The organism is Mediterraneibacter agrestimuris (assembly GCF_943193195.1).
Classification (GTDB): Bacteria; Bacillota; Clostridia; order Lachnospirales; family Lachnospiraceae; genus Schaedlerella; species Schaedlerella agrestimuris.
In genome coordinates, this window is record NZ_CALPDG010000002.1 from 37424 (window position 1) to 52478 (window position 15055).

The following is a 15055-nucleotide window of genomic DNA, read 5'->3' on the forward strand; positions in this document are numbered from 1 at the left end:
ATTTTACAGGAGGAAAAGGGAATGCTAAGAGGAATTGATACACCGGTACGGTACATTCGTAACAGGGTATTTACAGAAGTGGCGAAGATCGGATTCAAGGAAGATACAACGTCATTAAAGGATGATATGGAGATGATTCCTTATAAGATCGTCAATGATGATACGGAGAAATACAGAGAGAGTACCTATCGATCCAGAGCCATTGTAAGAGAAAGAGTTCGTCTGGCAATGGGATTGTCTCTGCGGCCGGAGGATCAGCCGACTCCTCTGACAGCAGGAGTAGAAGCAAGTAATATTTCTGAAAAGTATTATGAGCCGCCGCTTATGCAGGTAATCCCGTCTGCATGTGACGCATGTCAGGAGGGCGGCTATGAAGTCAGCAATATGTGCCGGGGGTGTCTTGCCCATCCATGTATGCAGGTTTGTCCGAAGGAAGCGATTTCTATGGTAGATGGCAAATCATACATTGACCAGAGTAAATGTATCAAATGCGGAAAATGTAAATCAGCTTGTCCGTATGATGCCATTGCTAAGAAGGAGCGCCCATGTGCTGCTGCCTGCGGCGTCAACGCAATTGTATCAGACAAGCATGGACGTGCTTACATTGATTCGGATAAATGTGTGTCCTGCGGAATGTGTATGGTAAACTGCCCGTTTGGAGCAATTTCTGACAAATCCCAGATTTTCCAGCTGGCACATGCATTGACAGACGGTGAAGAAGTAATCGCAGAGATTGCACCTGCATTTGTAGGGCAGTTCGGAGAGAAGATTACCCCGCGTAATATCAAAGCGGCATTGCAGGAGCTTGGATTCTCTGAGGTGTACGAGGTTGCTCTTGGCGCAGATATCGGAGCGATCGCAGAAGCACATCATTATGTAGATAAGGTTGTAACCGGAGAATTACCGTTCCTTTTGACTTCCTGCTGTCCGTCATGGGCAATGCTTGCGAAGAAATATTTTCCAGAAATGATCGACCAGATTTCACAGGAACTGACTCCTATGGTTGCAACTGCCCGTACAATCAAGCAGGAACATGCAGATGCAAAGGTTGTATTTATCGGACCTTGTGCGGCAAAGAAATTGGAAGCATCCAGAAGAACCGTCCGAAGTGATGTGGATTTTGTTATTACATACGAAGAATTACAGGCAATGTTCGATGCAAAGAATATTGATATGACAAAGTATGAGGCGGAGTCTTCCTTCCACGATGCGACCGGAGCCGGAAGAAGATATGGATATGCAGGCGGTGTTGCAGAGTCTATTGAAAAGTGTATCAACGAATATTATCCAGATGTTCAGGTCAACATCGAGCATGCAGAAGGACTTGCAGAGTGTAAGAAGACGCTTGCGCTTGCCAAAGCAGGTAAGATGAACGGCTGTCTGATTGAAGGTATGGGATGTCCGGGCGGATGTATCGCAGGAGCCGGAACCAATATCCCGGTAGCAAAGGCAAAGAAGTTGTTGAATACATATGTTAATAATTCTAGTACGCCGATACCGTCAAAAGAGTTGGAAAAAATAGAATTAAAATAAGAGTAGGGTGTATTCTTTCAAAGAATTAAAAACACATTGTATCTGTTAAGTTGCGTTTTCATTCCGCAAAAAGCATAACAGTTCCAGGCTTGAAAATATCGTTGCTGTTCACACGACGCCTTGCACTGCGCTGCAAGGTGTCCGACCAATGAAGTGATGACAGCGGTATATCCAGCCCCTCGCCGAAGGCGACTTAAAATGGGCTGGATACTGTTACTGGAGCACCCGTAGGGTGTGAACAGTAACAAAATATCTTGCCGGTGCTTATGCTTTTTGCGGATTTTATTTGAAAAAAATGTAGGCATATGGTACTATATGGGGTAGACATAAAATGGATAGATTGTATTTATAATTATGTAAGATAGAAACCAGGAGGGTAAGGACTATGCAGTCGTATGGAGTAAATGAACTGAGAAAGATGTTTCTGGAGTTTTTTGAGAGCAAGGAACATCTGGCAATGAAGAGTTTTTCGCTCGTACCGCACAATGATAAGAGTCTTTTGCTTATCAATTCCGGTATGGCGCCGCTGAAACCGTATTTTACAGGACAGGAGATCCCCCCGAGAACGCGAGTGACAACCTGCCAGAAGTGTATTCGTACAGGTGATATTGAAAATGTAGGAAAGACTGCGCGTCACGGTACATTTTTTGAGATGCTCGGAAATTTCTCCTTTGGGGATTATTTTAAGAGGGAAGCAATCGCATGGTCGTGGGAGTTTTTGACAGAGGTTGTAGGATTAGATGCAGACAGATTGTATCCGTCTGTTTATGAGGAAGATGACGAAGCATTTGAAATCTGGAATAAAGAGATGGGAATTCCGGCAGAGAGAATCTTTCGTTTTGGCAAGGCGGACAACTTCTGGGAGCATGGTTCCGGTCCGTGTGGTCCGTGTTCTGAGGTCTACTATGACAGAGGAGAGAAGTATGGCTGCGGCAGTCCGGATTGTACGGTGGGGTGTGAGTGCGACCGTTATATGGAAATCTGGAACAACGTATTTACGCAGTTTGACAATGATGGAAACGGTCATTACAGTGAGTTGGAGCAGAAGAATATTGATACAGGTATGGGTCTGGAACGTCTGGCATCCGTTGTACAGGATGTGGATTCTATTTTTGATGTAGATACGATCAAAGCGCTGAGAGATCATGTATGCCGGCTTGCAGGTAAGACATATGGAACAGAGTACGATCACGATGTATCTATTCGTGTAATCACAGACCATATCCGTTCTGTAACATTTATGATTTCCGATGGTATCACGCCGTCCAATGCAGGACGTGGATATGTTCTGCGCCGTCTGCTGCGCCGTGCATGCCGCCACGGAAGACTTCTGGGGATTGAGGGTCATTTCCTGACAGGACTTGCAGAGACAGTGATCGCGGGTTCAAAGGACGGATATCCGGAACTGGAAGAGAAGAAGGACTTTATCTTGAAGATAATTGCAAAAGAGGAAGAGCAGTTCAACAAAACGATCGATCAGGGACTTGGTATCCTGTCCGATCTGATTGCAGATATGGAAAAAAACGGCACAACAACACTTGCCGGGGCAGATGCATTTAAGCTGTATGATACTTATGGGTTCCCACTGGATCTGACGAAGGAGATTCTGGAAGAAAAGCAGTTGTCTGTAGATGAAGACGGATTTAAAGAAGCGATGGAAATTCAGAGAAAGACAGCTCGTGAAGCCCGTGAAGTGACCAATTACATGGGAGCTGACGTGACTGTTTACGAATCCATTGATCCGAGCGTGACAAGTACATTTGTGGGTTATGACAATCTCACTTATGAGTCAGAAATTATTGTGCTTACTTCTGAAAATGAACTGGCAGACGCATTGTCTGATGGAGACAAGGGAACTGTTTTTGTCAGTGAGACTCCGTTCTATGCAACAAGCGGCGGACAGGAAGCAGATACAGGAGTTATCCGCACCGCAAACGGAGAGTTCCGTGTAGATGACACGATCAAGCTGTTAGGCGGCAAGATCGGTCATGTGGGACAGGTTGTCAAAGGCATGGTGAAAGTTGGAGATAAGGCGACCTTAGAAGTGAACGGAGAGAAGAGAGCTCTTTCCGCAAGAAATCACAGTGCCACACATTTGCTTCAGAAAGCGCTTCGTACTGTTTTGGGAACACATGTAGAGCAGGCTGGTTCCAGTGTCAACGAAGATAGGCTGCGTTTTGACTTTACACATTTCTCTGCATTGACAGACGATGAGATCCGGCAGGTAGAGAAGCTTGTCAATGAAAGCATTGCCAGGGCTTACTGTGTAGATATCAAGAATATGCCGATCGAAGAGGCTAAGAAGACCGGTGCACAGGCGTTGTTCGGAGAGAAATATGGTGACGTTGTCCGTGTAGTCAATATGGGAGATTACTCCATTGAATTTTGTGGCGGTACTCATGTAAAGAATACGTCCGAGATCATGGCTTTGAAGATTATTTCGGAGACAGGAGTAGCCGCAGGCGTCCGTAGGATTGAAGCGCTGACCTCTGCAGGCCTTTTGAAATATTATGATGCTTTGGAAGCAAAGCTTCACGATGCAGCAAAACAGTTGAAGGCAACGCCGGATAATCTGGGAGAAAAGATTGCCCACATGATGGCAGAAAACAAGGCTCTTCACAGTGAAGTGGACAGCTTAAAAAGTAGAATGGCACAGGAAGCTGCCGGAGATCTGATGGATCAGGTACAGGACATCGCAGGAGTGAAACTGTTAGCAGCAGAACTTCAGAATGTAGACATGAACGGTCTGAGAGACCTGGGTGACCAGATGAAAGAGAAGCTGGGCGAGGGTGTTGTTGTACTTGCTTCTGCAAATGACGGTAAAGTGAATCTGATGGTAACCGCGACAGACGGTGCGATGAAGCAAGGCGCACATGCGGGCAATCTGATCAAGGCAATTGCCGGATGCATCGGCGGAGGCGGCGGCGGAAGACCGAACATGGCACAGGCAGGCGGTAAGAATCCGGCAGGTATTGCAGAGGCTCTTGCTAAGGCGGCGGAGGTTCTGCAGGGACAAATTGCATAGTTTATGGGGACAAAGTCTGTTTTTTAAGGGAGAAAACACCAAAAACAAATGAAAATATTTAAAAAGGTGATTTTTTCGTACGGAAATAGTTGACGTACTGAAAAAATATGTTATAATCTTTTGTAGTGCAATAAATATACCCGAACAGTCGTATGATGCACAATACAAGGCTGGAGGGGAGGTTAGGTGTGAGACTATGTCAAATGTAATCGTTAAAGAGAACGAAACGTTGGATAGTGCTTTACGCAGATTCAAAAGAAACTGTGCGAAAGCTGGCATTCAGCAGGAAATTCGTAAAAGAGAACACTACGAAAAGCCAAGCGTAAGACGGAAAAAGAAATCTGAAGCTGCTAGAAAACGTAAGTATAACTAATATGTGCAGTTGAATGGAGTGTTGAATGTCAGCACTCCATTTTTTCTATCCAGAAATATTTAGTGATTTATAGTGATAAAACTTTAAAAACTTAAACCTTTTGATTGACAAGATGGAATGAAGCGACTAAAATAAACGAGTAAGAAAAAAAGTCAACTAAATCGGACAGTTATTCATGTCTGGTTATTTTTAAGGGAGGTAAAAGATATGTCATATGTAGATGAAGTCATTGAATTAGTAGTGAAGAAAAATCCGGCTGAGCCAGAGTTTCACCAGGCTGTCAAAGAGGTACTTGAGTCTCTTCGCGTTGTAATTGAGGCAAATGAAGAGAAGTTCAGAAGAGAAGCTCTTCTGGAGAGACTGGTAGAACCAGAGAGACAGTTTAAGTTCCGTGTACCGTGGGTAGATGACAATGGTCAGGTTCAGGTAAACACAGGTTACCGGGTACAATTCAACAGTGCGATCGGACCATATAAAGGAGGACTTCGTCTGCATCCGTCTGTGAACCTTGGTATTATCAAGTTCCTTGGCTTCGAGCAGGTATTTAAGAATTCTCTGACGGGACTTCCTATTGGCGGAGGTAAAGGTGGTTCAGATTTCGACCCGAAGGGAAAATCAGACAGGGAAGTGATGGCTTTCTGCCAGAGTTTCATGACAGAGCTTTGTAAATATATCGGCGCAGATACAGATGTTCCGGCGGGAGATATCGGAACAGGCGCAAGAGAGATTGGATATCTCTTCGGACAGTATAAGAGAATCCGCGGCGTGTATGAAGGAGTGCTGACAGGAAAAGGTCTGAGCTACGGCGGTTCTTTGGCACGTAAAGAAGCAACAGGATATGGACTCTTATACTTCACAGATGAAATGCTGAAGCTGAACGGTATTGAACTGAATGGTAAGACAGTTGCTGTTTCTGGTTCCGGCAATGTGGCGATTTATGCGATCGAGAAGGCTCTGGAGCTTGGTGCAAAGGTTGTAACAGCAAGTGATTCTACAGGCTGGGTATATGATCCAGATGGAATCGACGTTGAAGCTTTGAAAGAGATTAAAGAAGTAAACCGTGCAAGACTGACAGAATATAAGAATTATCGTCCGAATTCTGAGTACCATGAAGGAAAAGGCGTATGGACTGTGAAGGTTGATATCGCACTTCCATGTGCAACACAGAATGAATTGTTGCTGGATGATGCAAAAGTGCTGGTAGCAAATGGTGTAACTGCCGTTGCCGAGGGTGCAAATATGCCGACCACGATGGAAGCAACGGAGTATCTGCAGGAGAACGGGGTTATCTTTGCACCAGGTAAGGCTGCCAATGCCGGCGGCGTTGCTACATCTGCACTGGAGATGTCCCAGAACAGCGAGCGTCTGAGCTGGACATTTGAAGAGGTAGATGCAAAACTGCAGAAGATCATGGTAGATATCTGCCACAATGCATACAATGCGTCTGAGAAATACGGCTTTAAGGGTAACTTCGTTGTAGGAGCCAACATTGCCGGATTTGAGAAGGTTGTAGATGCGATGACAGCACAGGGAATTGTATAGGAAAGCAGAAAACGTATTGACATTTTCAGTAAAAAGGCTTATAGTTAGTTTCAATAAAAGGGAGTAATTGATACCTGAACTTTTTCGGAAGGTGTGCACGATATCGTCAGTACGATGAATTTTTCATCCGTATCGTGATTAAACAGTGAGACTTTTATTGCATATTATTTGTATGCAATAGGGTCTCATTTTTTTTGGAGGTATAAGGCAAACTAATTGCATACGGACAAAAAGGAGGGAACAACATGAGTGAATTTTATCAATTGTCAGCAGAAGAGGTCAAGCAGCAGGTCAATGGAACCTTATCACCTCTTACTGAAGAACAGGTTCGCGTCCATCAGGAAAAATACGGTTCAAATGAATTGGCTGAGGGAAAGAAGAAAACAACAATTCAGATTTTTCTGGAACAGTTTAAAGATTTTCTTGTCATTATATTGATTTTTGCAGCAATTGTATCAGGCTTCTTAGGAGATGCGGAAAGCGCTATTGTTATTCTGGCCGTAATTACTGTCAATGCGATTTTAGGCACTGTACAGACATTGAAAGCAGAGCAGTCATTAGAAAGTTTAAAAAAATTGTCTGGTCCTGAGGCAAAGGTACTGCGCAGCGGGCAGATTATTCAGGTTCCATCAGCGGAAGTGACAGTTGGAGACATTGTTATGCTGGATGCGGGGGACTATATTCCGGCGGATGGACGAATTATAGAGTGTGCAAGTCTGAAGGTGGATGAGAGTGCACTGACCGGAGAAAGTCTTGGTGTAGAAAAAAACACTGATATAATCTGTGGTGAGGTGTCTCTTGGCGACCGTGTCAATATGGTATATTCGGGCAGCTTTGTCACCTACGGACGTGCATCTTTCCTTGTGACAGGAATCGGAATGGAAACTGAGGTAGGCAAGATAGCAAGTCTTTTGAAGTCCACTTCTGAGAAACGGACGCCATTACAGATGAATCTGGATCAGTTTGGACAGAAATTATCTATCATTATTCTGATCGCCTGCGGTATTTTATTCGGAATCAATGTGCTTCACGGCGGCAATGTAGGAGATGCGTTTCTGTTTGCGGTGGCTTTGGCAGTTGCGGCAATTCCAGAAGCACTTAGTTCTATTGTTACGATCGTTTTGTCCTTTGGTACACAAAAGATGGCAAAAGAACATGCAATTATCCGTAAATTACAGGCAGTGGAAGGGTTGGGGAGTGTATCGGTAATCTGTTCTGATAAGACGGGAACACTGACACAGAATAAGATGACAGTAGAAGACTACTATGTTAACGGCACCCGGATCCCGGCGAATGAGATTAATATAAAGGAGAAAGAAGTGTATTTTCTTCTTCTTTCAAGTATTTTGTGTAATGATTCTACGAATGCAGACGGAGTAGAAATTGGTGACCCGACAGAAACCTCTTTGATTAATCTGGGGAGTCAACTGGGGGTATATGCACAGAATGTACGTGAGAAATATCCAAGAGAAAGTGAAAATCCTTTTGACAGTGATAGAAAGCTGATGTCCACCAAGCATACGATAGATGGTATGCCGGTGATGATAGTGAAAGGTGCGGTAGACGTACTGCTCGGCAAAATGAACCGAATTTGGATTAACGGTGCAGTACGTTCAATTAAAGATTCTGACAGAGAACAGATTGAAGCGCAGAATCAGGAGTTTTCTAAAGAAGGACTTCGTGTTCTTGGATTTGCCTACAAAGAAGTTACGTCTGATTTGGAACTGAGTATTGAAGATGAGGATGAGCTGATATTTATCGGTCTGATCAATATGATGGATCCGCCGAGAAAAGAATCTGAGATGGCAGTAGCAGAATGTAAACGTGCGGGAATCCGTCCGGTTATGATTACCGGAGACCATAAAGTTACCGCAGCTGCTATTGCAAAACGAATCGGCATTCTTCAGGAGGAATCCGAAGCCTGTGAAGGTGTTGAGATTGACTCTATGACAGATGAAGAACTGAAGGACTTTGTGGAAGGAATATCTGTATATGCCCGTGTTTCACCGGAACATAAAATCCGTATTGTCCGTGCCTGGCAGGAAAAAGGTAATATTGTTTCCATGACAGGTGATGGTGTCAATGATGCTCCGGCACTGAAACAGGCAAATATCGGAGTTGCAATGGGGATTACCGGAAGTGAAGTATCCAAGGATGCTGCATCTGTGGTATTGACAGACGATAATTTTGCAACCATTGTCAAAGCAGTCGAAAATGGGCGCAATGTATACCGAAATATCAAGAATTCCATTCAGTTTCTGTTATCCGGCAACTTTGGAGGAATTCTGGCGGTATTATATGCTGCAGTTGCAGGACTTCCGGTACCATTTGCTCCTGTACATCTATTGTTTATTAATCTGCTGACAGACAGCCTTCCGGCGATTGCGCTGGGAGTAGAACCACATTCCGGTGATGTGATGAATGAGAGACCTCGTCCGATGAATGAATCCATTTTGACAAAAGATTTCCTTATTAAGATTGGAACAGAGGGGCTTTCCATCGGTGTGACAACAATGATTGCCTTTATGATAGGTTACCGCAGCGGCAATGCGCTGCTGGCCAGTACAATGGCATTTGGGACACTATGTACTGCACGGCTGATTCACGGATTCAACTGCAAGGAAGATAAGGCAGTTGTATTTACAAACCGTTTTTTCAATAATATTTATTTGATTGGCGCGTTCTTGATTGGATTTGTACTGGTCACATCTGTACTGGTGATTCCGGGACTGCATGGTCCGTTTAAGGTACAGACTCTGAATCTGACACAGCTTTTGACGGTATATGGTCTGGCGGCTGTAAATCTGCCGGTTATCCAGTTGATGAAGGCTGTGAAACAGGCACTTCGGAAGAGATGATATGATTATGTAAAAAATTCGTGCATATTTGACAAGCTGCTTTGGCAGACGGTTAACATTCCGAAGGAAGATAATTTGATATTGTAATGGAACAGGAGGGGCAGTTGTATATTCCCCCTCCGTTGTTTATAGAAATCATTCTGCTAGTTCTTCCCACTTTTCATATAATTCTTCCAGTTGGGCATTGTTTTGATTTTTTTCTTTTTCCAGTTCTTGACATTTTACGGAATTGGAGTAGACATCTTCATGGGTCATTAGCTCATCAATTTCTATGTTGCGTTCTTCCAGAACAGAAATTTGTTCTTCCGTTTTTTTTAAATCATTTTTTCGTTTGCGTTCTTTTGCCTGGATTTCTTTCTGCTCCTGCCAGCTCAATTTGGAATCAGACTGTGAATTAGAATTGACAGACAGAGAAGCCTTATCCGGAGAAACGGTGTTCTGTGCTACATGATCTGGAGCAGAAGTCCGGGAAATGTTCTTGCCGCCTCCGGCATAAACTGCGGTCAGTTCTTCTCTTTTCTCCAGGTAATAGTCATAATTCCCGATATAATTCACAAATGTCTGGTTGATTAGTTCCAGAATCCGACCTGCGGTCTGGTTGATGAAGTAACGGTCATGAGATACATACAGTATGGTTCCGGTATAGTCGTTTAAAGCCTGTTCCAGAATCTCTTTTGACATGATATCCAAATGGTTGGTTGGCTCATCGAGAATCAAGAAGTTGGCTTCGGAAAGCATTAGTTTTGCGAGGGAAACCCGTCCTTTTTCCCCGCCGCTCAAATCTCTGATCAATTTAAACACGTCATCTCCGGTAAACTGGAACGCTGCCAGTGTGTTACGGATGGCAGTGTTTGTCAGTGTCGGATAATCATCTGATATTTCTTCAAAAATTGTCTTATGATCGTGAAGCACATGATGTTCCTGATCATAGTAGCCAATCTTAACTTTTGTACCCAGTTCAAAGGCGCCGGAATCTGCTCCGATAATGCCGTTCAGTATTTTCAAAAGGGTAGTTTTTCCTGCACCATTGTCTCCGATAATAGAAACATGTTCGCCCCGTTTGATTTCAAAGCTGATATCTTGAAATAATGTCTGTGAGTCAAAACTTTTTGTCAGATGTTCCACAGTCAGTACATCATTGCCGCTGACGCAGGAAGGTTCCAGTGAAAAATGCATTTCCTGTGCAGCTTCCTGCGGCTTTTCGATAGTCTGTATCTTTGCCAGCATTTTTTCGCGGCTTTCTGCCCGCTTGATGGATTTTTCACGGTTAAAGGAGCGGAGCTTCTCAATGACTGCCTGCTGATGTTTGATTTCTTGCTGCTGATTCAAGTATTCTTTCATCAGAGCATCACGGATCATTTTCTTTTTGTCTGCATATGCCTTGTAATTTCCGCTATACATCCGCATTTCGCCATTTTCAATTTCAATTACTTTTGTCACGACGCGGTTTAGGAAAAAACGGTCATGAGAAATGATCAAAACTGCCCCGGAATAATTCAATAAATAGGTTTCCAGCCATGCAATAGAATTTAAATCTAAATGGTTGGTCGGCTCGTCCAACAGTAGAATGTCAGGCTTGGTCAACAGAAGTTTACCAAGAGAAACACGAGTTTTCTGCCCCCCGGAGAGGGTAGCGGTCTGTTTGGAAAAGTCCTCTTCTTTAAATCCAAGTCCCTTCAATACACCGATAATCTCACTTTCGTAAGCATAGCCGTTCCGTGACTCAAATTCGGACATCAGACGGTGGTATGTATTCAGCCGTGTCTCCAGTTCTTCACCAGAAAAGTATTTCAACTCGAGTTCAATGGTACGAATCTGCTGTTCCATTTCAATTAAGTCTGCTTTTGCAGTACGAAGTTCTTCATAGATGGTATTGCCGCTGCTCAGATGTTGCTGCTGGGCAAGGTAACCGATTGCCTTTCCCTTAGTCAGAACCACAGTACCGCTGTCAAGCGGCTCCTCATTCATGATCATTTTAAGGATGGTGGACTTGCCTGCCCCGTTGACACCGACAAGAGCGGCTTTTTCTCTGTCTTCTATATGGAAAGAACCATTGCGGACGATTAGCTGTTCTCCGAATGATTTGCTTAAATTATGGCATGCGAGTATCATAAAATCCTCCTGAATATATACGTGATTGTTAACTGTTTATAAATTATAGCGGAAAAAGTGGGAAATTTCAATTTGCTTTTGTAAAACAATTTTTATATGTTGTTGTATATTTTTAGATACTGCCCCTTTTCAGTTTAGCGGATTCATCCGATATATTATATAGAAAATATAAAGATGTTGGGGTCAAAAGATATGTTGACCACATTATACGGGAAAGGAGAGCCTTTATGCGGGTCGCAGATCAGAATCTATATACAAAGACAGCCCGTTCGGTATCCAAAGCACTGCCTGCCAAATATGCTCAGACACCGGCTGAAGGAAAACAAGTGTCAGATGTGGAAATGCTTATGAATGAGCTGAAAGATACATATAAGAATCTTCACTTTGATTTTGTATCACTTTCGGATACAGAACAGATTCAGAATTATGCAGCCTCTAAAAAGGGGCTCAACAATGTTGCTCTTTCTCCTGAGCTGCTTGAGAAGATGGCAAATGACGAAGGGTTGAAAAACCGTGTGAAAAATATTTTGAATCTGATGAGTAAGTATCAATTTTCTTCTCAGGTACAGGCCGGACTTATGGATAAAGAATTGACCGGCATGGGGCTGATTCTGGATGAAAATGGAAAAGTTTCTAAATGGACAGCCATGAAGGATCAGCCAAAGAAAAAAGATTTTTCATGGACCTGTCAAAAAAATGAGGACAATAAGAATCCTTTCTATAAGAAGGCAGCGAAGAAAGAGAGTCCTTATGCGGTCGCTTACAAGTATTCTCACAGTCAGAGTATGATGCAGCTTGCAAACGCCAAAAATGTCACGTCTGTCAGAGGACTTATCGCTCAAAAGCAGGGGGAGATCCCACGAGTTAAGCAGCGGGTTTCGGATCCGGCAGAGGCTGCAAGGATCGTTCGCAGGATTAAGTCACTAATTCAGAGCGGTAACATTAAGATTGCCAGACTTCATAAAGAAGAACGGATTTATCAGCAGAAGAAGGCTGCTGCCAAAAGGCTGAAATTTAAGCAGGAACAACGTCTTGCCGAAGAACTGAGGAAAAAGCGGACTTCCAGAAAAGCACAGGAACATTGTCAGACAGCGTCCTTTGATGATATTTTTGTTAAGCCATCTATTGATGACTACCGGTACAGGCAGATTGCAGAAACATATACGGATACGATGTCCGGCGGTTATACAGCCGCTGTACCGGCTATGCCCGCTGCACCTGCCGTCGGCGCAGCACCTGCTGTTCAGATTACAGTAACCCCGGTCGTATCTGTTGACTGTTCCGCATAATTGTACAATATATGGAATATATTGGTCTGAAATCTTAACTATTATATAAATAAGGTCGAAAGAATAAATGGAGGATTATAAATTTCACTTAGGAAAGGAGGAAAAACTATGGCAATTAATGGAATTAATTCTTATGGCATGGGATATTACAATTATCAGTCTTCCATCAACAATATCCGTCTGGCTCAGGCTTTGTCCAAAAACCAGAGATATGCGCAGTCATCTGTTTCTGCAGTTTCACCTGTAAAAGGTCCTCTGAAAGACAGCATGAATTTTATGAAAACATATAATTCATCTATGTCTGATCTGATGAATGCTGCTAATGCACTTAAAGGAAGCAACCGTACCAGTATATCGAATGATCTTGCAGTGACCAGTTCTGATGAATCTGTGGCAACTGCTACGAAAAAGCTGAATGTTAGAGATGCTAAGGAACTGACTCTGGATGTGACCCAGCTTGCGCAGGCACAGACAAATGTAAGCAACGGTGTCAAAGCTACTGACACTGCATCAGGAGATATGAATTTCTCAGTAGGAAACGGCATCAAGTCTGTCAATGTTAACGTAAGCGCTGTCAATGAAGACGGCTCTTCTAAGACTAATGTTCAAATGCTGAGAGATGCAGCAGACCAGATTAATAGGGGCGATGCGAATGTACGGGCAACTGTTGTACAGAAAGACGGCATGGCAAGTCTGGAGTTGACCGGAACATACACCGGTGTATACAATGGTTTTCAGGTAAGTGGTGAACTTGGTGCTGCCAGCGGACTGGATACTGTTAAGACAGAAGCGGCAGATTCTATCTATTCAATAACGATGAATGGAAAAACGACTAAGTATGAATCCTACAGCAACGAGATTTCTGTTGATAATACCAGAATCGGAGTTACTCTAAAGGATGTAGGCAGGACGACTATACGGGCAGATGTAGATGCTGATAAAACAGCTTCTGCTGTCGGCAATCTGGTAGACGCTTACAATTCTTCACTGAAATTGTTGAATGACAATTATGACAGAGGAACTGGTGTTGACAGACAGCTTCGTAATCTCGTAATGGGACTCGGATCTGAAGAATCTCTGGAAAAACTGGGAATCACGGTGAACAAGGATGCTACTTTGAAATTTGACAAAGAAGTTCTGAAGAAAAATCTAAAAGAGAATCCTTCTTTAACAAAAGACTTGATTTCCGGAGCCAGCGGAATAGCTAACAGGGCTTATAACAAGGCTGTAAATGGACTGGGAGTAAAATCCAGTACATTGATCAACAATGACATTGAGTCTGCACAGGCAGAAGTTATGAACAGTCCATATCATGCATTTAATATGTATTCAAAAAATGGTGCACAAACCTTGAATAATTATTATGCCCTTGGTATGATGATGAATTATCTGGTATAACATATCTTGATAAAACAAAGTAAACTATTACAGGAATTCAGCCCTTTCTCCTTTGGCGAATGGGCTGAATTCTGTTTTCATGGAACTTTTCTGCTTTTTTGCGGTGAATGCAGTTTTTTGACTGAAATGTTATGAGTGTATGCAAAATAAAAAACATTGACAAAAGTTTGACTTTCCTTTTTATCTTTTATATAATAAATAACAGTGATAAGAGATTTGGAGGAATGCCGCGTGGAAGAGAAAATGATTTCGCAGGCGGTTATCAGCCGTCTGCCAAGATATTATAGATATTTGGGCGATTTGATAGAGAATGGTTTGGAGCGTATTTCATCAAATGAACTCAGCAAGAAGATGAATGTGACAGCATCGCAGATCCGTCAGGACCTGAATAATTTCGGAGGGTTCGGGCAACAGGGATACGGCTATAATGTGAAGTATCTGCATACAGAAATCGGCAAGATTCTTGGGCTGGACCGCAGCCATAATATAATTATTATCGGCGTGGGAAGTCTGGGACAGGCGCTTGCTAAGTATCAGTCGTTTGAGAGAAGCGGATTTGTACTGACAGGATTATTTGATAACAACCACAGCCTGAAAGGAATGTCTATCCGTGGTGTCAAAATTCGGATGGTAGATGAACTGGAATCATTTTTACAAGAAAACGATGTTGAGATCGCTGCACTGACGCTTCCTAAGGCAAAGGCGGTGGAAGTGGCAGAGCTGCTTGCAAAAAGTAATATTAAAGGAATCTGGAATTTTGCACATATTGACTTGAATCTTGCGGGAGATAAGATAGTAGAGAATGTACATCTTTCCGATAGTCTTATGAAATTATCTTACAATATTATGCGTAATGATTCAATATAGGACTTGCATCTGGACTATTATGACAGGCGTGTAAAAAGGAAAAATCCTCTTTACACGT

At 43.1% G+C, this 15055-nt stretch carries 9 protein-coding genes; 8 read left to right on the forward strand and 1 reads right to left on the reverse strand.

The window, feature by feature from the left end; translation table 11 throughout:
• Positions 1-21: 21 nt before the first annotated feature.
• The 5 genes from NFS18_RS01470 (at position 22) to NFS18_RS01490 (ending at position 9331) form a co-directional block, all read left to right on the forward strand.
• Entirely contained in the window at positions 22-1533 is a 1512-nt protein-coding gene (locus NFS18_RS01470; protein ID WP_251386945.1) for a 4Fe-4S dicluster domain-containing protein, read from the forward strand.
• A gap of 385 nt (positions 1534-1918) precedes the next feature.
• Positions 1919-4558, forward strand: a complete 2640-nt coding sequence (gene alaS / locus NFS18_RS01475) for an alanine--tRNA ligase (RefSeq protein ID WP_251386946.1) — start codon at positions 1919-1921, stop codon at positions 4556-4558.
• Between the two features lie 196 nt (positions 4559-4754).
• Positions 4755-4931: a 30S ribosomal protein S21 gene (rpsU, locus tag NFS18_RS01480; protein WP_004054229.1), complete on the forward strand. Its 177-nt coding sequence runs from the start codon at positions 4755-4757 to the stop codon at positions 4929-4931.
• Between the two features lie 207 nt (positions 4932-5138).
• Positions 5139-6473, forward strand: coding sequence for an NADP-specific glutamate dehydrogenase (gene gdhA / locus NFS18_RS01485; RefSeq protein ID WP_251386947.1), 1335 nt, complete (start codon positions 5139-5141; stop codon positions 6471-6473).
• 245 nt (positions 6474-6718) lie between these two features.
• The gene (locus tag NFS18_RS01490; RefSeq protein WP_251386948.1) at positions 6719-9331 is read left to right on the forward strand and encodes a cation-translocating P-type ATPase; all 2613 of its coding nucleotides are present in this window, start codon (positions 6719-6721) and stop codon (positions 9329-9331) included.
• A 135-nt stretch (positions 9332-9466) separates the two neighbouring features.
• Here the strand turns inward: NFS18_RS01490 and abc-f are convergent, their stop codons facing one another.
• Positions 9467-11443 (reverse strand): ribosomal protection-like ABC-F family protein, encoded by a 1977-nt coding sequence (abc-f, locus tag NFS18_RS01495; protein WP_251386949.1) that lies wholly within the window; start codon positions 11441-11443, stop codon positions 9467-9469.
• A gap of 227 nt (positions 11444-11670) precedes the next feature.
• Between abc-f and NFS18_RS01500 the strand changes: the two genes are divergently transcribed.
• The 3 genes from NFS18_RS01500 to NFS18_RS01510 all read left to right on the forward strand — a co-directional run bounded on the left by NFS18_RS01500 (position 11671) and on the right by NFS18_RS01510 (position 14997).
• Positions 11671-12732: a DUF6033 family protein gene (locus NFS18_RS01500; RefSeq protein ID WP_251386950.1), complete on the forward strand. Its 1062-nt coding sequence runs from the start codon at positions 11671-11673 to the stop codon at positions 12730-12732.
• A 108-nt stretch (positions 12733-12840) separates the two neighbouring features.
• Positions 12841-14130, forward strand: coding sequence for a flagellar filament capping protein FliD (fliD, locus tag NFS18_RS01505; protein WP_251386951.1), 1290 nt, complete (start codon positions 12841-12843; stop codon positions 14128-14130).
• Between the two features lie 231 nt (positions 14131-14361).
• The gene (locus tag NFS18_RS01510) at positions 14362-14997 is read left to right on the forward strand and encodes a redox-sensing transcriptional repressor Rex (RefSeq protein ID WP_251386956.1); all 636 of its coding nucleotides are present in this window, start codon (positions 14362-14364) and stop codon (positions 14995-14997) included.
• The last annotated feature ends 58 nt before the right edge of the window (positions 14998-15055 follow it).

Bases quoted from the DNA above. Each gene is read 5' to 3' on its own strand.
- NFS18_RS01490 (WP_251386948.1), top strand. From the start codon at position 6,719: ATGAGTGAATTTTATCAATTGTCAGCAGAAGAGGTCAAGCAGCAGGTC.
- NFS18_RS01470 (WP_251386945.1), top strand. From the start codon at position 22: ATGCTAAGAGGAATTGATACACCGGTACGGTACATTCGTAACAGGGTA.
- gdhA (WP_251386947.1), top strand. From the start codon at position 5,139: ATGTCATATGTAGATGAAGTCATTGAATTAGTAGTGAAGAAAAATCCG.
- fliD (WP_251386951.1), top strand. From the start codon at position 12,841: ATGGCAATTAATGGAATTAATTCTTATGGCATGGGATATTACAATTAT.
- rpsU (WP_004054229.1), top strand. From the start codon at position 4,755: ATGTCAAATGTAATCGTTAAAGAGAACGAAACGTTGGATAGTGCTTTA.
- alaS (WP_251386946.1), top strand. From the start codon at position 1,919: ATGCAGTCGTATGGAGTAAATGAACTGAGAAAGATGTTTCTGGAGTTT.
- abc-f (WP_251386949.1), bottom strand. From the start codon at position 11,443: ATGATACTCGCATGCCATAATTTAAGCAAATCATTCGGAGAACAGCTA.
- NFS18_RS01500 (WP_251386950.1), top strand. From the start codon at position 11,671: ATGCGGGTCGCAGATCAGAATCTATATACAAAGACAGCCCGTTCGGTA.